General features: G+C 61.7%; 14 protein-coding genes, 1 tRNA gene and 2 rRNA genes. 5 read left to right on the top strand and 12 right to left on the bottom strand.

Going from position 1 to position 18,053, the window contains the following annotated elements:
- Position 1: 1 nt before the first annotated feature.
- On the bottom strand, positions 2–718 hold the full coding sequence (gene rph, locus ACB034_RS15060; protein ID WP_223379667.1) for a ribonuclease PH: 717 nt from the start codon (positions 716–718) through the stop codon (positions 2–4).
- A 146-nt stretch (positions 719–864) separates the two neighbouring features.
- On the opposite strand from rph, the gene ACB034_RS15055 reads away from it, so the two are divergent.
- The gene (locus ACB034_RS15055; RefSeq protein ID WP_026457168.1) at positions 865–1,728 is read left to right on the top strand and encodes a YicC/YloC family endoribonuclease; all 864 of its coding nucleotides are present in this window, start codon (positions 865–867) and stop codon (positions 1,726–1,728) included.
- A gap of 116 nt (positions 1,729–1,844) precedes the next feature.
- Here ACB034_RS15055 and ACB034_RS15050 read toward each other — a convergent pair whose 3' ends face one another.
- On the bottom strand, positions 1,845–2,750 hold the full coding sequence (locus ACB034_RS15050; protein ID WP_371173163.1) for a LysR substrate-binding domain-containing protein: 906 nt from the start codon (positions 2,748–2,750) through the stop codon (positions 1,845–1,847).
- A 120-nt stretch (positions 2,751–2,870) separates the two neighbouring features.
- Between ACB034_RS15050 and ACB034_RS15045 the strand changes: the two genes are divergently transcribed.
- The 4 genes from ACB034_RS15045 to ovoA all read left to right on the top strand — a co-directional run bounded on the left by ACB034_RS15045 (position 2,871) and on the right by ovoA (position 7,868).
- Positions 2,871–3,998 carry an S-(hydroxymethyl)glutathione dehydrogenase/class III alcohol dehydrogenase gene (locus ACB034_RS15045; protein WP_216993280.1) on the top strand — a complete coding sequence of 376 codons (1,128 nt, stop codon included), beginning with the start codon at positions 2,871–2,873 and terminating at the stop codon, positions 3,996–3,998.
- A gap of 51 nt (positions 3,999–4,049) precedes the next feature.
- Positions 4,050–4,904: an S-formylglutathione hydrolase gene (gene fghA, locus ACB034_RS15040; protein ID WP_371173162.1), complete on the top strand. Its 855-nt coding sequence runs from the start codon at positions 4,050–4,052 to the stop codon at positions 4,902–4,904.
- Between the two features lie 55 nt (positions 4,905–4,959).
- Positions 4,960–5,466 (top strand): DinB family protein, encoded by a 507-nt coding sequence (locus ACB034_RS15035; protein WP_371173161.1) that lies wholly within the window; start codon positions 4,960–4,962, stop codon positions 5,464–5,466.
- A 251-nt stretch (positions 5,467–5,717) separates the two neighbouring features.
- Positions 5,718–7,868, top strand: coding sequence for a 5-histidylcysteine sulfoxide synthase (gene ovoA / locus ACB034_RS15030; RefSeq protein ID WP_371173160.1), 2,151 nt, complete (start codon positions 5,718–5,720; stop codon positions 7,866–7,868).
- Between the two features lie 62 nt (positions 7,869–7,930).
- Here ovoA and ACB034_RS15025 read toward each other — a convergent pair whose 3' ends face one another.
- The 10 genes from ACB034_RS15025 to rrf (ACB034_RS14980) form a co-directional block, all read right to left on the bottom strand.
- Positions 7,931–8,908: a bile acid:sodium symporter family protein gene (locus tag ACB034_RS15025; RefSeq protein WP_268856077.1), complete on the bottom strand. Its 978-nt coding sequence runs from the start codon at positions 8,906–8,908 to the stop codon at positions 7,931–7,933.
- 188 nt (positions 8,909–9,096) lie between these two features.
- Positions 9,097–10,539 carry an amino acid permease gene (locus ACB034_RS15020; RefSeq protein WP_371173159.1) on the bottom strand — a complete coding sequence of 481 codons (1,443 nt, stop codon included), beginning with the start codon at positions 10,537–10,539 and terminating at the stop codon, positions 9,097–9,099.
- A 171-nt stretch (positions 10,540–10,710) separates the two neighbouring features.
- Positions 10,711–11,049 (bottom strand): tRNA-binding protein, encoded by a 339-nt coding sequence (locus ACB034_RS15015; protein ID WP_042072611.1) that lies wholly within the window; start codon positions 11,047–11,049, stop codon positions 10,711–10,713.
- 103 nt (positions 11,050–11,152) lie between these two features.
- Positions 11,153–12,598, bottom strand: coding sequence for an amino acid permease (locus ACB034_RS15010; protein ID WP_371173158.1), 1,446 nt, complete (start codon positions 12,596–12,598; stop codon positions 11,153–11,155).
- Between the two features lie 106 nt (positions 12,599–12,704).
- The gene (locus tag ACB034_RS15005) at positions 12,705–13,160 is read right to left on the bottom strand and encodes a beta-galactosidase subunit beta (protein ID WP_026458447.1); all 456 of its coding nucleotides are present in this window, start codon (positions 13,158–13,160) and stop codon (positions 12,705–12,707) included.
- Positions 13,157–16,231, bottom strand: coding sequence for a beta-galactosidase subunit alpha (ebgA, locus tag ACB034_RS15000; RefSeq protein ID WP_371173157.1), 3,075 nt, complete (start codon positions 16,229–16,231; stop codon positions 13,157–13,159). The genes ACB034_RS15005 and ebgA overlap by 4 nt, the downstream gene beginning before the upstream one ends.
- Before the next feature lie 317 nt (positions 16,232–16,548).
- Positions 16,549–17,514, bottom strand: a complete 966-nt coding sequence (ebgR, locus tag ACB034_RS14995; RefSeq protein ID WP_371173156.1) for a transcriptional regulator EbgR — start codon at positions 17,512–17,514, stop codon at positions 16,549–16,551.
- A 166-nt stretch (positions 17,515–17,680) separates the two neighbouring features.
- A 5S ribosomal RNA gene (rrf, locus tag ACB034_RS14990) occupies positions 17,681–17,795 on the bottom strand.
- 27 nt (positions 17,796–17,822) lie between these two features.
- Positions 17,823–17,898: transfer RNA gene (locus ACB034_RS14985), tRNA-Thr, on the bottom strand.
- 47 nt (positions 17,899–17,945) lie between these two features.
- Positions 17,946–18,053, bottom strand: a 5S ribosomal RNA gene (gene rrf / locus ACB034_RS14980); the annotation flags it as partial.

Genomic DNA, 18,053 nt, shown 5'->3' with positions numbered 1-18,053 from the left:
ATCAGGAGAGCGACTGCTTCTGCAGCGCGATAATCTCTTCGATGCCGCCCTTGGCGAGCGCCAGCATGGCCAGCAACTCCTCATGGGTGAATGGCTCGGCCTCCGCAGTGCCCTGCACCTCGATGATGCGACCATCCTCGGTCATTACCACGTTCATGTCGGTCTCGGCGGCGGAATCTTCGATGTACTCCAGATCGCAGATGGCTTCCCCTTCGAACATGCCGACGGAGACGGCGGCGATCATCTGTTTGAGCGGGCTCTGCTTGATCAGCCCCTTCTCCACCATCCAGTTCAGGGCATCCACCAGCGCCACGCAGGCACCGGTAATGGCAGCAGTGCGGGTGCCGCCATCGGCCTGCAGCACGTCACAGTCCACCGTGATGGTGTGCTCGCCGAGCGCGGTCAGATCCACGGCGGCGCGCAGGGAGCGGGCGATCAGACGGGAGATCTCCAGGGTGCGGCCACTCTGCTTGCCGGAGGCGGCTTCGCGGTTCATCCGGGAGTGGGTGGAGCGCGGCAGCATACCGTACTCGGCGGTCACCCAGCCCTGGCCCTTGCCCTTCAGGAAGCGCGGCACGCTGGTGTCGACGCTGGCGGTGCAGAGCACGCGGGTATTACCGAACTCCACCAGCACCGAGCCTTCCGCATGCTTGGTGAAATGACGGGTGATGGTAACCGGGCGAACTTGCGCGGCGGTGCGATCGCTGGGACGTGGCATGGGACGGACCTCTGGGCTGGCTGAATTGGCGCAGGAGTATAAGTGATCCTGCCCCAAATATCAGCCGCTAAAACCAAGGCAGCGGCTGACGGCACCAGCCTGGCTGGGTATACTGCCCCCACACTTCATCAAGCCCGGAACAATCAATGATTCACAGCATGACCGCCTACGCCCGCAAGGAATTCAAGGGCGACTGGGGCACAGCCGTTTGGGAAATTCGTTCGGTCAACCAGCGCTATCTGGAAACCTACATTCGCCTGCCGGAACAACTGCGCAGCCTGGAGCCGGTACTGCGTGAGCGTTTCCGCGCCAAGCTGCAGCGTGGCAAAGTGGAGTGCAACCTGCGTTTCGAGGCCGCTCAGGCCGCCGCCAGCCAGCTTCATATCAATGAAGAGCTGGCCAAACTCATCATCGACAGCGCCAGCTGGGTCATGAAAGAAGCGGGTCAGGGCCAGCTCAACCCGGTCGACGTGCTGCGCTGGCCGGGCGTGATGGCCGCCGCCGAGCAGGACATGGATGCGGTCGCCACCGAACTGATGGGCGGTTTCGACCTGACCCTGGACGACTTCCTCGCCTCCCGCGCCAGTGAAGGGGCCAACCTCAAGGCACTGATCGAGCAGCGTCTGGCCGGCATCCAGGTGGAAGTGACCAAGGTGCGCGCCCACCTGCCGCAGATCATCGAGTGGCAGCGCCAAAAGCTCACCGACCGGCTGGCCGAAGCCAAAGTCGAGCTGGATCCGGCCCGCATCGAGCAGGAGATCGTGCTGCTGGCCCAGAAGATCGACGTGGCCGAAGAGCTGGATCGTCTGGAGATGCACATCAGCGAGACCAACAAGATCATGAAGAAGGGTGGCGCCTGTGGCCGTCGTCTCGACTTCATGATGCAGGAGTTCAACCGCGAATCGAACACCCTCGGCTCCAAGTCCATCAACGCCGAAGTGACCCAGTCCGCCGTCGAGCTGAAGGTCCTCATCGAGCAGATGCGCGAGCAGATCCAGAACATCGAGTGATGCTTCGCAAGGCGAGCCTGTCGCCGCAGTAATCGATTGAAAGAGCCCTTGAATTTCAAGGGCTTTTTATTTGTCCGGCCAGCGCGGCCCAAGAGCAAGCTCCTGGCGGCCTCCCCCTAGCCTATCGGCCGGGTCAGGGCCGGTTGCTGGGGGGCGCCGAGCCGCTCGGCCAGATAGTCCACCAGCAGCCGCACCTTGGGCGAGAGGTGGCGGTTGTGGGGATAGAGGGCCCAGATCCCCTCCGCCGGCGCCCGCAGCTCGGGCAGCAGCTCGATAAGCTCGCCGCAGGTCAGATGGTCACTGACGTAGTAGTCCGGCAGCTGAATGATGCCGATCCCCTTGAGCGCCGCATCGAGCAGGGCGTGGCCGCTGTTGCACTGCAGCAGGCCGTGCACCCGCACACTGTGGGAACGGCCATCCAGAGTGAAGTACCACTCGTCGCTGTTGCCCACCAGACAGGTGTGACGGGCAAGCTCCGAGAGACTGTTGGGCATGCCGTGGCGGGCGGTGTAGGCGGGCGAGGCACAGACATAGGGCACCCGCTGCGCCAGCTTGCGCGCCACCAGGCTGGAGTCCTTGAGGTGGCCGAGCCGCAGTGCCAGATCGTAACCCTCGTGCACCAGGTCCAGCAGCTGGTTGGTTAGGTTGAGGGTCACCTCCAGCTGGGGGTAGCGCACCATGAAGTCGTTCACCAGGGGGGCGACCCGGCTCTCGCCGTAGGAGACGGGGGCCGTGATGCGCAGGGAACCCTGTGGCACAGCCTGATGGCGCCCCACCGCCAGCTCCGCCTCGTAGAGGTTGTCGAGCAGCTGGCGACAGTGACGGTAGTAGATCTCGCCGAGCTCGGTGAGTCGCACCTGACGGGTGGTGCGCAGCAGCAGCTTGGCCTGCAGCCTATCTTCCAGCTGCGCCACCTGGCGGCTGACCTGAGCCACCGACACCCCTAGCTTGCGAGCGGCCGGGGTAAAGCCCCCCTGCTCCGCCACGCTGACAAATTCACAGATCCCTTCCCAGCCGAACATTATTACCTATGTGTAAAAGTGATTTGATATTTCGCCTTATTATCACCAAATCGGCGGAAAACTACACTGGATGTCCGAACCCAATTCCGTTCACCCTGCTCAACCATAAGGACATCATTCATGGCACAGGTTCAAAGCATCAAGTGTAAGGCCGCCATCGCCTGGGGCCCGGGCCAGCCCCTCTCCATCGAAGAAGTCGAGGTCATGCCGCCCCAGGCTGGCGAGGTACGGGTGCGCATTGTAGCTACCGGCGTCTGCCACACCGACGCCTTCACCCTCTCAGGTGAAGATCCGGAAGGGGTCTTCCCCTGCATCCTAGGTCACGAGGGGGGCGGCATCGTCGAGTCGGTCGGTGAGGGCGTCACCAGCGTCAAGGTGGGGGATCACGTGATCCCGCTCTACACCCCCGAGTGCGGCGAGTGCAAGTTCTGCAAATCCGGCAAAACCAACCTGTGCCAGAAGATCCGCGCCACCCAGGGCAAGGGGCTGATGCCGGACGGCACCACCCGCTTCTCCAAGGATGGCCAGCCCATCTATCACTACATGGGCACCTCCACCTTCAGCGAATACACTGTGCTGCCCGAGATCTCCATCGCCAAGGTGGACCCGGCCGCCCCGCTGGAAGAGGTCTGCCTGCTCGGCTGCGGCGTCACCACCGGCATCGGCGCCGTGATGAACACCGCCAAGGTCAAGGAAGGCGAGAGCGTCGCCATCTTCGGGCTGGGCGGCATCGGCCTCTCCGCCGTGATCGGCGCCCGCCTGGCCAAGGCCGGCCGCATCATCGCCATCGATATCAACGAGAGCAAGTTCGAGCTGGCCCGCAAGCTGGGGGCCACCGACTGCATCAACCCGAACGACTTCGACAAGCCGATTCAGGAAGTGATCGTCGAGATGACCGACGGTGGCGTCGACTTCTCGTTCGAGTGCATCGGCAACGTCAAGGTGATGCGCGCGGCGCTGGAGTGCTGCCACAAGGGTTGGGGCGAATCCGTCATCATCGGCGTGGCCGGTGCGGGCCAGGAGATCAGCACCCGTCCGTTCCAGCTGGTCACCGGCCGGGTCTGGCGCGGCAGCGCCTTCGGCGGCGTGCGCGGTCGCAGCGAACTGCCGAGCTACGTGCAGCGCTACATGCAGGGTGAGTTCAAGCTGGACGACTTCATCACCCACACCATGGGGCTTGAGCAGATCAACGAGGCGTTCGATCTGATGCACGAAGGCAAGAGCATCCGCACCGTCATCCACTACTGATCCCATGAGAGCCCCGCCCATCGATGCATGGGCGGGGCGAGGAGTCCTTCGATGAATCTGGACATTATCAGCAGCAACAAGAGCTTCGATGGCTGGCACAAGCGCTACCGCCACAGCTCCACCGTGCTCGGCTGCGACATGCAGTTTGCCATCTATCTGCCACCCCAGGCCCTCACCGGCCAGAAGGTGCCCGTGCTCTACTGGCTCTCCGGCCTCACCTGCACCGATGAAAACTTTATGCAGAAGGCGGGCGCTCAGCGCATCGCCGCCGAGCTCGGCATCGCCCTGGTGGCCCCGGATACCAGCCCCCGCGGCGAAGGGGTAGCGGACGATCCCGGTTATGACCTCGGCATGGGTGCCGGTTTCTACGTCAATGCCAGCCAGACCCCCTGGCGCGATCACTACCAGATGTACGACTACGTCACCCGCGAGCTGCCCGAGCTCATCGAGACCCACTTCCCGGTCTCGACCCGGCGCGCCATCAGCGGCCACTCCATGGGCGGCCACGGGGCGCTCATCGCCGCCCTGCGCGAGCCTGGCCGCTACCACTCTGTATCGGCCTTCAGCCCCATCAGCCATCCGAGCCGCTGCCCCTGGGGCCAGAAGGCGCTCGGCGCCTACCTCGGCAACAACCCCCTGCTGTGGCAGGAGTGGGATACCTGCCTGCTGCTGCGCAATGAGCCGGTCAAGCCACTGCCGACCCGGGTCGATGTCGGACTGGACGATCCCTTCCTGGCCGAGCAGCTGCATATCGATGCCCTGGCCGATGCCGCCGCCGGCAAGGGGTGGCCGCTGGAGCTGAACCGCCACCCCGGCTACGACCACAGCTACTACTTCGTGGCGAGCTTTATCGAGGCGCACCTGCGCTTCCATGCCCGCCATCTGGGTGAACCGGCCCAGGAGTGACGACTCGCCCCGCCGTGATTCGGCGGCACTGATACACAAGGAACGAGAAACAAGGATGCATCTCTTCACCACATTGCTGGCCATGCCGGATCAATTTGAGCAGCTGCTGGCACAAGTTCCAGCCGACCATCTGGACTGGGAGCCTGCCAACTGGGCTGGCATCCCCTCCGAGCGCTTCAGCGCCCGGGGCCACCTCTGCCACCTGCTGGACATCGAAACCCTGGGCTATCAGATACGCTTTCGCCGCACTTTGGAGGAGAGCCTGCCCGAGCTGGCTTCACTGGATGGCTATCAACTGGCACAAGACAACCAGTACCGGCAGCAGGATCCCGCCGTGCAACTGGCACGCTTTCGCACCGCCCGCAGCGAGACGGTCGACTGGCTTAAGGCCCTGCCCTCCCCGGCCTGGCAGCGGCGCGCCCGGTATGGCGGCTATGGCGAGGTAACCCTGGATGGCCTGGTTCGCCTGCTCGTCAGCCATGACCACCAGCATCTCGCCGGCATGCAGTGGCTGCTGATGCGCCTGAATGCGGATCTGCGTCTCGCAATCCCGCTCGCTTGAGGCTGCAGACCCCGGCAACCCGACATGACAAAAGGCCCCGCAGGGGCCTTTTGTCATCTGTCATCACACCGGGCAACTGCCCTGCCGACTCACGGCGCCGGAACCCACGAGGCTGACGACCCGTGCAAGTTTTTGGTTGCCGCGCCGGTCTGTTGAGCCAATAGTGATACTTTGTGCCCACAGAGCTCGCCAGCGCGGTAATGGATTTACCACCGCCTTGTCAGTCTTCACTGCCAACAAGGAGTCAAAGCGTGACCCAAGCCAGCCCCCTGTTTTCCACCGATGTCGATCTGCCCGCGCCAACCCGTACTCCGCTGCTGACCGGCAGCGATCCCGAGCACAAGCGCCGCGAGCTGCTCGCCTACTTCTGCCAGACCTTCGATCTCTACGACTCCCTGTTCGACTGCCTAGCCGACGAGCGCGCCTGGTTCAACAAGGCGATCCCTCTGCGCCACCCGCTCATCTTCTACTACGGCCACACCGCCGCCTTCTTCATCAACAAGCTGCTGGCGGCCCGTCTCATCGAGAGCAGGCTCGACGCCCGCATCGAGGCCATGGTCGCCATCGGGGTGGACGAGATGAGCTGGGACGATCTCGACGAGACCCACTACGACTGGCCCGCCATCAGCGAGCTGCGCACCTATCGCGCCCGCGTGCGGGCCCTGGTGGTCGACTTTATCGAGAAGATGCCGCTCGAACTGCCCATCGACTGGCAGAGCCCGGCCTGGGTCATCCTGATGGGGATAGAACACGAGCGCATCCACCTCGAGACCTCCAGCGTGCTGATCCGCCAGCTGCCGCTAGCCTGGGTGCGCAGCCAGCCCCAGTGGCCGGTCTGCGCCGAGGCGCGCCATCGGCGTAACGAGGTGCCCGCCAACACCCTGCTGTCGGTGGCCGGCGGTCAGGTGAAACTCGGCAAGCAAGATGCCACCTACGGCTGGGACAACGAATATGGCGAGCGCCACATCGAGCTGGCCCCCTTCCAGGCCAGCCGCATGCTGGTGAGCAACGCAGAATATTTCGACTTCGTGCAGGCGGGGGGTTATGACACGCAAACCTGGTGGGATGAGGAGGGTTGGGGCTGGTGCCAGTATGCCAGGGCCCGCATGCCCACCTTCTGGGTCGGCAACCCGGCCAACCCCGGCCAACTGCAACTGCGGTTGATGACCGAGCTGGTCGCCATGCCGTGGGACTGGCCGGTGGAGGTCAACCAGCTGGAGGCCGCCGCCTTCTGCCGCTGGAAAGCGGCTCAGACCGGGCTGCCCATCCAGCTACCGAGCGAGGCGGAGTGGATGCTGCTGCGCGAGCGGGTACCTGAGGATCAGCCGGACTGGGTGGAGGCCCCCGGCAATATCAATCTCGCCCGCTTCGCTTCCTCCTGTCCGGTGGATGCCTGCCCGCAGGGCAACTTTTTCGATCTGGTGGGCAACGTCTGGCAGTGGACCGGCACCGCCATCGACGGCTTCGAGGGGTTCAAGGTGCACCCCCTCTACGACGACTTCTCCACCCCCACCTTCGATGGCAAGCACACCCTGATCAAGGGCGGCAGCTGGATCAGCACCGGCAACGAGGCACTCAAGTCATCCCGCTACGCCTTTCGTCGCCACTTCTTCCAGCATGCGGGCTTCCGCTATCTGGCCTCCCGTTATCAGGAACCCGTCATCGTGAACCCTTACGAAACAGACACCCTCGTCGCGCAATACCTCGACTTCCAGTACGGGCCGACCCGTTTCGGAGTAGCCAACTACGCCAAGACTCTGGCCGATCTGGCCAGTGACCTATGCAGCAACCACCAACGGGCGCTCGATATCGGCTGCGCCACCGGCCGCGCCAGCTTCGAGCTGGCCCGCCACTTCCAGCATGTAGACGGGGTGGACTACTCGGCCCGCTTCATCGACGTGGCACTGGCGCTCGCCAGCCAGGACAGCTTCCGCTACGCCATGCCGCTGGAGGGGGATCTGGTGGAGTATTGCGAGGCGCGGCTCTCCAGCCACGATCTGGGCCGCGAGCAGGTGGAACGCATCCACTTCAGCCAGGGGGATGCCTGCAACCTCAAGCCCAAATATGACCACTACGATCTGGTGCTCGCCTCCAACCTGATCGACCGGCTGCGGGAACCCGCCCGTTTCCTGCGGGATATTGCTCCCAGGCTGCGCAGTGGCGGCCTGCTGGTGCTCACCAGCCCCTACACCTGGTTGACGGAGTACACCCCCAAGGCCAACTGGCTCGGCGGCATCCGCGAAAACGGCGAGGCGCTCACCACTTATCAGGCGCTGCAGCGCCTGTTGACGGTGGAGTTCGAGGAGCATATTCCGCCGCAGGAGGTGCCCTTCGTCATCCGCGAGACCGCCCGCAAGCACCAGCACACGGTGGCCCAGCTCACCGTCTGGCGCAAACGCTGACGCGGCGACAAACGAAAAGGGAGGCCAACTGGCCTCCCTCTCTTTTGCACTGCCAGAATGGCTTATCCCGCCTGATGTGAGACCCGGGACTCGGCGCCCTGCTCGTGGTAGCGACGGGCCAGCACGGCACAGACCATCAGCTGGATCTGGTGGAAGATCATCAGCGGCAGCACCATGATCCCGACGCTGGCAGCCGGGAACATGACGTTGGCCATGGGCACCCCATTAGCCAGGCTCTTCTTGGAACCGCAGAAGACAATGGTAATCTCGTCCGCCTTGTTGAAACCGAGGCGGCGGCTGATCCAGACGTTCCAGCCCAGCACCAACGCCAGCAGCACACAGCTCAGCAGCACGATACTGGCCAGATCGTACCAACCTACTTGATGCCATATCCCCTGCACCACCGCCTCGCTGAAGGCCACATAAACCACCAGCAGGATGGAGCTCTGGTCCAGCTTGCCGATGAGCGGCCGGTGGCTGTCGACCCAGCGACCGATGAGCGGGCGCGACAGGTGGCCCACCACGAACGGCAGCATCAGCTGCACCATGATGGCCTGGATCGAGTGCCAGGTGTCGATCCCCTCCCCCTGAACCTGGATCATCAGCCCCACCAGCACGGGGGAGAGGAAGATGCCGAGGATGCTGGAGGCCGAGGCGCTGCACACCGCCGCCGCCACATTGCCGCCGGCCATGGAGGTGAAGGCGATGGCCGATTGCACGGTGGCGGGCAGGGCGCAAAGGTAAAGGAAGCCGAGGTAGATGGCCGGGCTCAGCCAGTGGGGCACCAGCGGCGTGAGCAGCAGTCCCAGCAGCGGGAACAGCAGGAAGGTGCTGAGCATCACCACCAGGTGCAGCCGCCAGTGACCCAGCCCCGCCAGCAGATTCTGGCGCGACAGCTTGGCGCCATGCATGAAAAAGAGCAGCGCCACCGCCAGCTTGGTCAGCCAACCAAACCAGACGGCCACCTGCCCCTCGCAGGGGAAGAAGGAGGCCAGGGCGACCACCAGGATCAGCACAGAGGTAAAGGGATCCAGACGCACGAACCGTCTCCGGCAAAGAGGCAAACCGTCACCATAGGGTGAGCGGGCGCCAGGGTGGCAAAAAACACAGCAGGAGGTGTTTGACACCTCCTGCTGCAACGAGTCCCCAGCTTACCCCGATCACTTGCCGGCGCAAAGCCGCACCGTGACCGGCCTTGTCAGGGGTTATCCCCTCGCACGGGCATGGTTCAAGGTTGGCGGGCCAGATTGACGCCGTCAGCGGACTTGCCGGCCGCCAGTTTGCTCGCCTGGCGCTTCTCGAAGCGGGAGATCCACCAATAGGCCAGCGCCGAGAAGACAGCCGTCATGAAGACGTTGATGAAGAAGGCGCGCACCAGATCCACCCCGGTCGGGAAGGCGGAGGCACTCATGCTCACCACGAAGATGGCGATCAGCACCGACACCACCGCCATGCCGAACTTGCGCGATCCCATGCGGAACTCGCGGGGAGTGTCGTCATGTTTCCAGCGGAACACGAAGTAGGCCACCATGATGAAAATCGGCGGCAGCATGGCGGTACCGGCGGTGAGATTGATGGCGGTGTTCATCATCTGCTGCACCGATTCGGAGCCGAAGCCGTTGACCACCAGCATCGCGAACACGAAGACGAACTGCCACCAAGCGGCGCGCACCGGCACCCCGTGCTGGTTGAGCTCGGTGGTCTTCTCGCCATAGACCCCCTTGGGGATCTCGGAGAAGTGGATCTTCACCGGGGCCGAGGTCCACATCATCATGGAACCGAACATGGCGATGAACAGCACGACACCGACGAAGCGGCCCACCAGGGTCTCGGAGATCTGGAAGTACTGGGCCATGCCGGTGAAGATCTCCACCATGCCGCCGGCATAGGTGAGGCTCTCGCGCGGCACGAACACGTTCACCAAAAGGGAACCGAGGGCATACATGGCACCGATCACGATACCTGCGCTGATGATCACCTTGATGAAGGACTTCTGGCCGCCCTTCACGTCATTGAGATAGGCCGCCGCCGTCTCGGCGCCACCGGCCGCCTGGAAGATCCAGCACATGATACCGAGGGTTGCCCAGTTGACGGTGGGGGTCATGGCCTCCAGGGTGATGGGCTGGGCCGGCACATGGTCACCGCCGAGCGCCATCAGGGCCCCCAGCACATAGATAGCGAACAGGGCAAACACGCCGTAGGCCACTATCTCGGCAATCTTACCGAGCCAGCTCGCCCCCTTGGTGGAGATGTGGGTCGCCGCCGCAAACAGTACGATGGAGATGACTGAGGTGACCATGGGGGAGAAGCTGTACTCGTACCCCAGCATGGCGTAGGAGGCGTAGGCGATGACGTTGGGCAGCAAGGAGACGAACCAGAACAGGTTCACGAACCAGTAGAGAAACGAGCCCAGATAGGCCATCCGGGTACCGAGCGGCTTTTTCAACCAGTCATACATCCCCGACTCGGAGTTTTTGTTGGCCGAGACGAACTCGGCGATGATGAAAACAAACGGGATGAAGTAGACGATGGTCGCCAGCAGGAAGATGGGGGCGGAGCTCAACCCCAACTCGATGTTGTTGTTGACGATGTTGCGCACGTTGAACACGGCGGCAAAGGTCATCGACAACAGGGCAAACTTGCCTATGGTACCGCGTACGGATTCAGACATGATGTCCTCCAATGGAATCGCGCCTCCTCTGTGAGGCGCTGATGACTCTGAATGTGTTCGGCAAGGGTCTGTCGGCCCCGCCCTTTACTCTCTTGTTATGGTCAAACTGGCCGTCTGTGGCTGCCTTGCGGCAAGCCGGCGCGCAGTGGTCGCGCCGGCGCCGTCAATCACTCACACAATCGGGGTACCCGGCGCCATCGGCACCCGGGGCTGCAGCAGCACGCTCTGGCTCTCGTCCGGCGTCTCGGCGCAGAGCAACATGCATTCGGAGCGCTCTCCGCGCATCTTGGTGGGCTTGAGGTTGGTCAGCACCACCACCTGGCTGCCCAGCAGCTCAGCTTCGCTGTAGTAGGGCACCAGGCTGGTGACGGTCTGCAGGGGGCGCTCGCCACCGACATCGATCTGGACGATATAGAGTTTGTCGGCGCCTGGGTGGCGCACCACCTCCAGCACCTTGCCCACCTTCATCTCGACTCGCTTGAATTCGGCAAACTCGATCACCTCGCTCATTGTGTTCCTCCTTTTCTTGTTGGGTTTAACGGGGTACGGGTGGCCATCGGCCACCCGCTTTGCTTGTGTTGGCCCCTCGGGCCTGTCTGTTCAGGGACGCGGCTCATGACGCCTGGAGCGACACCTGCGCGGTCGGCTGGGCCTCTTTGGCGCGCGCTTCATCGCTCAGGGAGGCTTCGTATTTGTTGTATTTCCACCAGGCAAAGCCGAGGAAAATCACAATCCCGCCGACGTTGTAGAAGATGATGGTCATGATGTCGGCGCCGGTCGGGAAAGTGGAGGCCAGGAAGCCCACCGAGAAGATGGCGATCAGCACGGAGACCACGGCGATGCCGGTGGTGCGCGAGCCCATCTTGAAGTCCCGCGGCAGGTGATCCAGCTTGAGGCGCAGATTCAGGTAGGCCAGCATGATGAACAGGGGCGGCAGCATGGAAGCGGCGGCGGTCATGTTGATCACGGTATTCATCAGATCTTGCGCGGTGTTGGAGCCCAGAGTCGGGATCACCATCAGCGGCAGTACGATGAGGTACTGGATCCAGGCCGCACGAGCCGGCACGCCGTTCTCGTTCAGCTCGACCGTCTTCTTGCCGAAGATGCCGGCCGGGATCTCGGAGAAGAAGATCTTCACCGGAGTGGCAGTCCACATCAGCAGGGAGCCGAACATGGCGGTGAAGGAGACCAGACCCACGAAGCGGTTCACCAGGATTTCAGGCAGACCGAAGTAGGAGGCCAGCCCCTCGAACACCTGCACCGAGCCGCCGGTGTATTTCAGGGTATCGCTCGGGACAAACACGTTGATCAGCAGGGAGGCGATGGAGTAGAGCACGCCGATGAAGATGCCGGCGACGATGATCACCTTCACAAAGGATTTGGAGCCGCCCTTGACGTCGTTGACGTAGACCGCCACCGACTCGGCGCCACCGGCCGCCATAAAGATCCAGGTAGTAATACCCAGGAAGGCCCAGCTGAAATCGGGAACCATGGCTTCCACCGTGATGGGGTCGGCCGGCTGCACGCCGCCGATCAGGGCCGCGCCCGCCAGCAGAATGTAGGAGAGTGTCAGCAGCAGCATCAGGGACGAGGTCACCGAGGTGATGGGGCCCAGCATCTTGGCGCCGTTGGTAGAGACATAGGTGGCAAAGGCGAACAGGATCATGCTCAGGCCCGTGGTGGCCAGCGGAGTGAGGATGTACTCGTAACCCAGGAAGGCGTAAGAGGCGTAGGCGATGACCCGCGGCAGCAAGGATGTGAAGAAGAAGAGGTTCACGAACCAGTAGGTGTAGGCGGAGATGAAGGCCCAGCGACCGCCGAGGGAACTCTTCACCCAGGCATAAACCCCCGCTTCGGAGTTCTTATTCAGTGACACAAATTCCGCAATGATCAGGCAAAACGGAATGAAGTAAAAAATGGTGGCCAGAAAGAACATCGGGGCTGACGCCAGACCGATCTCGATGTTGTTGTTGATGACGTTGTTGAAACTGAATACCGCCGCAAAGGTGAGCGACAGCAAACCGAACTTGCCTATCGTATTCCGTTTGGAATCAGACATGGTGCATCTCCAGACCTGTAGTAGTTGTCTGCGAAAGGGCGGGGCCTGAGCTGTAGGGTGAGCCCCGCGCCTTCCGGCTTTTTATCAGTACAAAATCAGCGGCTTGTTATTTGTTTTTGAAGTAGCCGCCTTCGACGGTGACCTTGATGATCACCTTGCGCACCGGGCCGTCGCCTGCGAAGCGGTAGGCCTCATCGTTCTCGAAGATCACCACCTGGCCGTTGCCCACCTTCTGGCGCTCGCGCACCTCGCCGGCCAGCCACTCGCGGTCTGTGGTGTCGTCGTAAGCCTGTTCGACCCGCAGCTCATTCTTGGCAGCCCACTCCACCGTCTCTTCCCCTTCCAGGTAGTAGTGGACGTCGAAGTAACGACGTTGCCCCTCGAACAATGAGGTGGCCGGGCTGGCCCCCTCCTGCAAGCGGTAGGTGAGGGAGTCACCGATGGAGTGGCAGATCCCCGGCTTGAGGTTGCCAACGTTGTTGATGGCCTCCACGCAGCGGCCCCACTTCTTGCCCTCCCGGTAGATGTTTTTGAACAGGGTCAGGTTGTCCAGGGTGATCATGCGAGGTTCCTCCCGCCGTTGATGGTGAGATCGAGCCCGGCCAGCGCAGCCGGATTGAGGTTGCCACGGGCGATGGGCAGCAGGGTCAGGCCGAAGCTGAACGGCTCGAAGCGTACCCGCCAGGAGTCCAGCACCTCGGAGCCCCAGGAGTTGGAGCCGAGCCCAAGTACCTTGTGATCCAGATTGAGGGTGAGATAGCCACTCGGTTCCAGCTCATTGATGTGCTGCGCCGCGTGGATATGCTCCCAGCTGTAGGGCCAGACGCTCAGGTTGATGGGGGCATCGGGCCGCACGTAGAGACCGGCACCGTGACGGTTGGTCAGGGTTGCCCAGCGCACCTGCTGACGGTTGCCGTTGTCCTGCGGGAAGGGGTAGTGCTCCCACATCTCGCCCACCGTGCTCTGGAAGCAGTCGATCCAGTTGCTCTGGCGGCTGTCCAGATAGTTCTCGCCCGGGCCCATGCCGTAGTAGTGCACCCGGTCGAGATCCTGACGAATACCCAGCTCGAAACCGATCTTGGGAATAATGTCGTCATAACCGCCGTAGGGCTGGCCGGAAAGGGCCACGTGCAGCTGGCCGTTCGGGCTCAGGGTGTAGACGTAGCGGCAACGCATGCCGAAGTCGAACACCGGCGGCGCGATCAGGCTCTCCACCGTCACCTCGACCGCGTCACCGAGCTGGCGCCAACTCAAGCCACGGAAGTGCTCCTGCATGATCTGCAGGTGGTTCGGGTGCCACAGGCTCTCGTACTCCTGCTTGTGGTTGTCGATCATCGGTTTGAAGAAGGTGAGGCGCGGCGCCCGCTCGATGAGCTCGATGCCATCCTGCTGCCAGCTCACCAGCTTGCCGTCGAGGCGCGAGAAGCGCAGGGCAAAGCCGCTACCGTTCAAGGTCAGCGCGAGCCGCTCGTCGGCGATCTGCAACGGTGTGGCGTTAGGGTTGGCAAAAGGCTGCAGTTGGCGAGTCGACTCTTTGAGCTGGAACTGGTACTGGCCCAGCTCGTGCTCCGCCGCACTGTAGTGAGTGGCGGTGGCCTTGATGACTCGCAGTTGGACGAAGGTTTCCCGCCCATCGAGGGTCGGCAGCGCCAGTTGCAACTCTGTGGTGGCGCCGGGGGCAATACCTTCCACCCGCAGCTGCTGGCTCGCCAGCAGTTCGCCTTCCGCCTTCACCTCGACCAGCAGGCGGATGTCGTCCAGATTGGAGAACCAGTAGCGGTTTTCCAGCTCAAGCTTGCCGCTCGCCAGATCCTGCGCTCGCACCTTGACCGGGCAGAGCACCTGCTTGTATTCGCGCAGGCCAGGCCCCGGGGTCTGATCCGGGTAGATGAGACCATCCATGCAGAAGTTGTAGTTGTTGGGATAGTCGCCGTAGTCTCCGCCGTACTTGTAGACGGGGCGCCCCTGCTCGTCCTGATCCAGGATGCCGTGATCGCACCACTCCCAGATGTAATGGCCCTGAATATGGGGGTGGCGGTCGAACACCTGCTGATATTCGCTGAGGCCACCCGGGCCGTTGCCCATGGCGTGGGCGTATTCGCAGAGGATGCGCGGCTTGGTCATAGGGAACTCGCCGAAGCAGTTCATCTGGGAGACGCGCGAATACATGGTGCTTACCACATCCACCACCTCGGCGTCGCGATCCTCTTCGTAGTGAACCAAACGGGTCTGGTCGATCGCCTTGCAGCGCTGGTACATGGCCCTGATGTTGCAGCCGTAGCCGGACTCGTTGCCGAGCGACCAGATGATGATGGAGGGGTGGTTCTTCTGGGCGTGAACGTGGCGTTCGATGCGATCCACGAACACAGGCTCCCAGAAAGGATCGTCGGTGATGCGGCTGAGATCGCCGACGTTGGCAAAGCCGTGAGTCTCCACGTCAGTCTCCGCCATCACGAACAGACCGTACTGGTCGCACAGCTCGTAGAAGCGCGGATCGTTCGGGTAGTGGGCGGTGCGCACCGAGTTGAGGTTGTGCTGCTTCATCAGCACGATATCGCGCTCCACCCGGTCCATGCCGACCGCGCGGCTCTTGAGGTGGTCGTTGTCGTGACGGTTCACCCCGTGCAGCTTGAGATAACGACCGTTGACGTAGAAGAGGCCATCCTTGATCTTGATCTCACGCACCCCGACCCGCTGCGGGATCACCTCCAGCAGCTCCCCCTGACCGTTGTAGAGGGAGAGCATCAGCTGATAGAGGTAGGGATCTTCGGCGCTCCACAGATGGGGGTTGGCCATATCCAGCGTGAAACGGCAATCACACTTGCCGTCGATGGCGAGATGGTCGAGAGAGCCGCTGGCGATCTCGCTGCCCTGATCCAGCAGTGACCAGACCAGACGGTGATCCTTGGCCGACTCGCCCAGGTTTTCGAGCTGGATATCACAGCTCAGGGTGGCGCTCTGGTTGTCGTCAGCCAGCGCAGTCTGGATGAAGAAGTCCTGCACATGGACCGCCGGTTTGCCCACCAGGTAGACGTCGCGGAAGATACCCGCCATCCACCACATGTCCTGATCTTCGATGTAGGTGGAGTCGGCCCACTGCATCACCCGCACCGAGAGCAGGTTCTCGCCGGTTTTGGCATAGGCGCTGATGTCGAATTCGGCGGTGAGGCGGCTCCCCTTGCTGAAGCCAACGTAGTGGCCGTTTACATAGACCTCAAAGTAGGTCTCCACCCCGTCAAACTTGATGATCACCTGCTCGCCGTCCCAGGCCGGGCTCAGCACGAAGCTGCGCTGATAGGCGCCGGTGGGGTTGTTGGTCGGCACGAAGGGCACGTCGATGGGGAAGGGAAAACCTTCGTCGGTGTACTGCAGCTGGCCATGCCTTTCCATCTGCCACATGTTGGGCACGGTGATCTGGCCCCACTCGCTCATGAGGCTGTGATAGAAGGCCTCCGGCACCTGCAGGGGGTGGTCGAAGTAGTGGAACTGCCACTGGCCGCTCAAGGAGAGGAAACGGCGGCTCAGCTCGCGCTGCATGGTGGCCGCCAGCGCGTGGTCGGCATAAGAGAAGAAGTAGGCGCGCGGGGCCAGCCTGTTTTCACCAACGAAGTGGACGTTTTCCCAGTTATTCACATGTCCTCCCGGAACAAGACAACATAGACTGGGTAAACTTTAGATAAACATTTACTAAATATCAGTTTGAGATCGGTAAAGTTTTAACCCGATCACACAGAAGAGTCTGTTTTGTGAGCGAGATCAGATGTGGCGGAGAAAGGATGAACTAGTCCATCCGAATGGCATGGATGTTGATATGAAAATCAAGGGAATGAACTATATCTCTATAAAACAGAGATATGAATCATCCTTAAATGGAGAAAGATCTGAAGGGATCGATGTTGTCGCGCCATAAGGGTATGACGCGACTAAAACAAAAATATATTTTACTAAAATTAGCGTGTTGTACCACGCAGGGTCAACCGGCTCGGCACCAACACCCGCAATGGAATATCCCGCTCGTCACGCAGCCGCTCAACCAGCAGGTTGACCCCCTGGGACCCCATCAGCTCGGAGTGAATGCGCACCGTGGAGAGGGGTGGGAAGGTGAACTTGGCGGTCGGGATATCGTTGACGCTGATAAGCTCGATCTGCTGGGGAATGGCCAACCCCTTCTCGTGAATGGCCCGCAACACGCCGATGGCAATGGAGTCGGAGGCCACGAACAGCGCTTTGGGCCAATCCCCGGCCAGCATCTCCTTCGCCAGCCGATAGCCGGAGGCACTGGAGAAATCCCCACGATGGAGATCGCCCTCTTGCACGACCCCCAACCGCTGACCGTAATCGAGAAAGGCGAGCTCGCGCAGATCCGGGCTATCGTCCTGGCCCCCGATATAGCCGATGCGCTTGTGCCCCTGCGCGATGAAGTAGTCAACGACCTGCTGGCTGATCAGGGCCAGATCCACGTCGACCGAGTCAAACTCCCCTTGGGAGCGACAATCGATGAAGACCAGTTGGCTTGAGCACTGCTGCAACTGAGCCAGGCGCTCGGGAGTGAGACTTCCCACTACAAGGATGCCATCTACAGCGGTCAGATCGCGTCCTGCAGCACAGTTGTAGAGATGGGTCAGCTCGATGTTAAGGCGGGCACTCTGGGTCTCGATGCCGTAGCGTATGGCCAGATAATAGGGGTCGTTGACTTCTGTACTCTGGGGATAGGCATAGACCACCAGGAAGTGCAGCTTGCTCTTGTGGACGCCCTTGCGGGCGCTGCTGGTCTTGTACTCCAGCCGCTCGGCAATCTCGAAGATCCGCTGCTTGGTCTCTTCCTTGACGCTCAGGCTGGGATCCTCGTTCAATACCCGGGATACCGTAGCGAGAGAGACTCCCGCCTCCTGTGCAATTTCCTTCAACGTGGCCATCAATACCTCTCTGGCAGCATCAACTGTTAATCGACAACGGCTAAAGAGTAACGAGCAATTCTTTGATAGCCCAGCATTTTTACTAAAATGTTGGTGGCGGATTGTGATTTTTGCGAACCGGAAATGCAAAAAGGCCTCCCGAATGGGAGGCCTCTTCTGAATAGGTGCCTGACAGTGTCCTACTCTCGCATGGCGAATGCCACACTACCATCGGCGCTACCGCGTTTCACTTCTGAGTTCGGCATGGGATCAGGTGGTTCCACGGCGCTATTGCCGTCAGGCAAAAGCTTTTAAAACTAACTTGAAAATGGTGCTGATACCCAGAATCGAACTGGGGACCTCATCCTTACCAAGGATGCGCTCTACCGACTGAGCCATATCAGCACACTAACCGGTAAAGACCACGCTCACCGCGTAATCTAAAATTGGGTGCCTGGCAGTGTCCTACTCTCGCATGGCGAATGCCACACTACCATCGGCGCTACCGCGTTTCACTTCTGAGTTCGGCATGGGTTCAGGTGGTTCCACGGCGCTATGGC

Source organism: Aeromonas sp. S18(2024), assembly GCF_041402525.1.
Lineage (GTDB): Bacteria > Pseudomonadota > Gammaproteobacteria > Enterobacterales > Aeromonadaceae > Aeromonas > Aeromonas enteropelogenes.
This window is presented reverse-complemented; position numbering and strand designations above follow the sequence as displayed.

What these genes read in the sequence shown, in the direction of transcription:
- rph (WP_223379667.1), bottom strand. Translation starts at nt 718, where the DNA reads ATGCCACGTCCCAGCGATCGCACCGCCGCGCAAGTTCGCCCGGTTACC.
- ACB034_RS15055 (WP_026457168.1), top strand. Translation starts at nt 865, where the DNA reads ATGATTCACAGCATGACCGCCTACGCCCGCAAGGAATTCAAGGGCGAC.
- ACB034_RS15050 (WP_371173163.1), bottom strand. Translation starts at nt 2,750, where the DNA reads ATGTTCGGCTGGGAAGGGATCTGTGAATTTGTCAGCGTGGCGGAGCAG.
- ACB034_RS15045 (WP_216993280.1), top strand. Translation starts at nt 2,871, where the DNA reads ATGGCACAGGTTCAAAGCATCAAGTGTAAGGCCGCCATCGCCTGGGGC.
- fghA (WP_371173162.1), top strand. Translation starts at nt 4,050, where the DNA reads ATGAATCTGGACATTATCAGCAGCAACAAGAGCTTCGATGGCTGGCAC.
- ACB034_RS15035 (WP_371173161.1), top strand. Translation starts at nt 4,960, where the DNA reads ATGCATCTCTTCACCACATTGCTGGCCATGCCGGATCAATTTGAGCAG.
- ACB034_RS15020 (WP_371173159.1), bottom strand. Translation starts at nt 10,539, where the DNA reads ATGTCTGAATCCGTACGCGGTACCATAGGCAAGTTTGCCCTGTTGTCG.
- ACB034_RS15015 (WP_042072611.1), bottom strand. Translation starts at nt 11,049, where the DNA reads ATGAGCGAGGTGATCGAGTTTGCCGAATTCAAGCGAGTCGAGATGAAG.
- ACB034_RS15010 (WP_371173158.1), bottom strand. Translation starts at nt 12,598, where the DNA reads ATGTCTGATTCCAAACGGAATACGATAGGCAAGTTCGGTTTGCTGTCG.
- ACB034_RS15005 (WP_026458447.1), bottom strand. Translation starts at nt 13,160, where the DNA reads ATGATCACCCTGGACAACCTGACCCTGTTCAAAAACATCTACCGGGAG.
- ebgR (WP_371173156.1), bottom strand. Translation starts at nt 17,514, where the DNA reads ATGGCCACGTTGAAGGAAATTGCACAGGAGGCGGGAGTCTCTCTCGCT.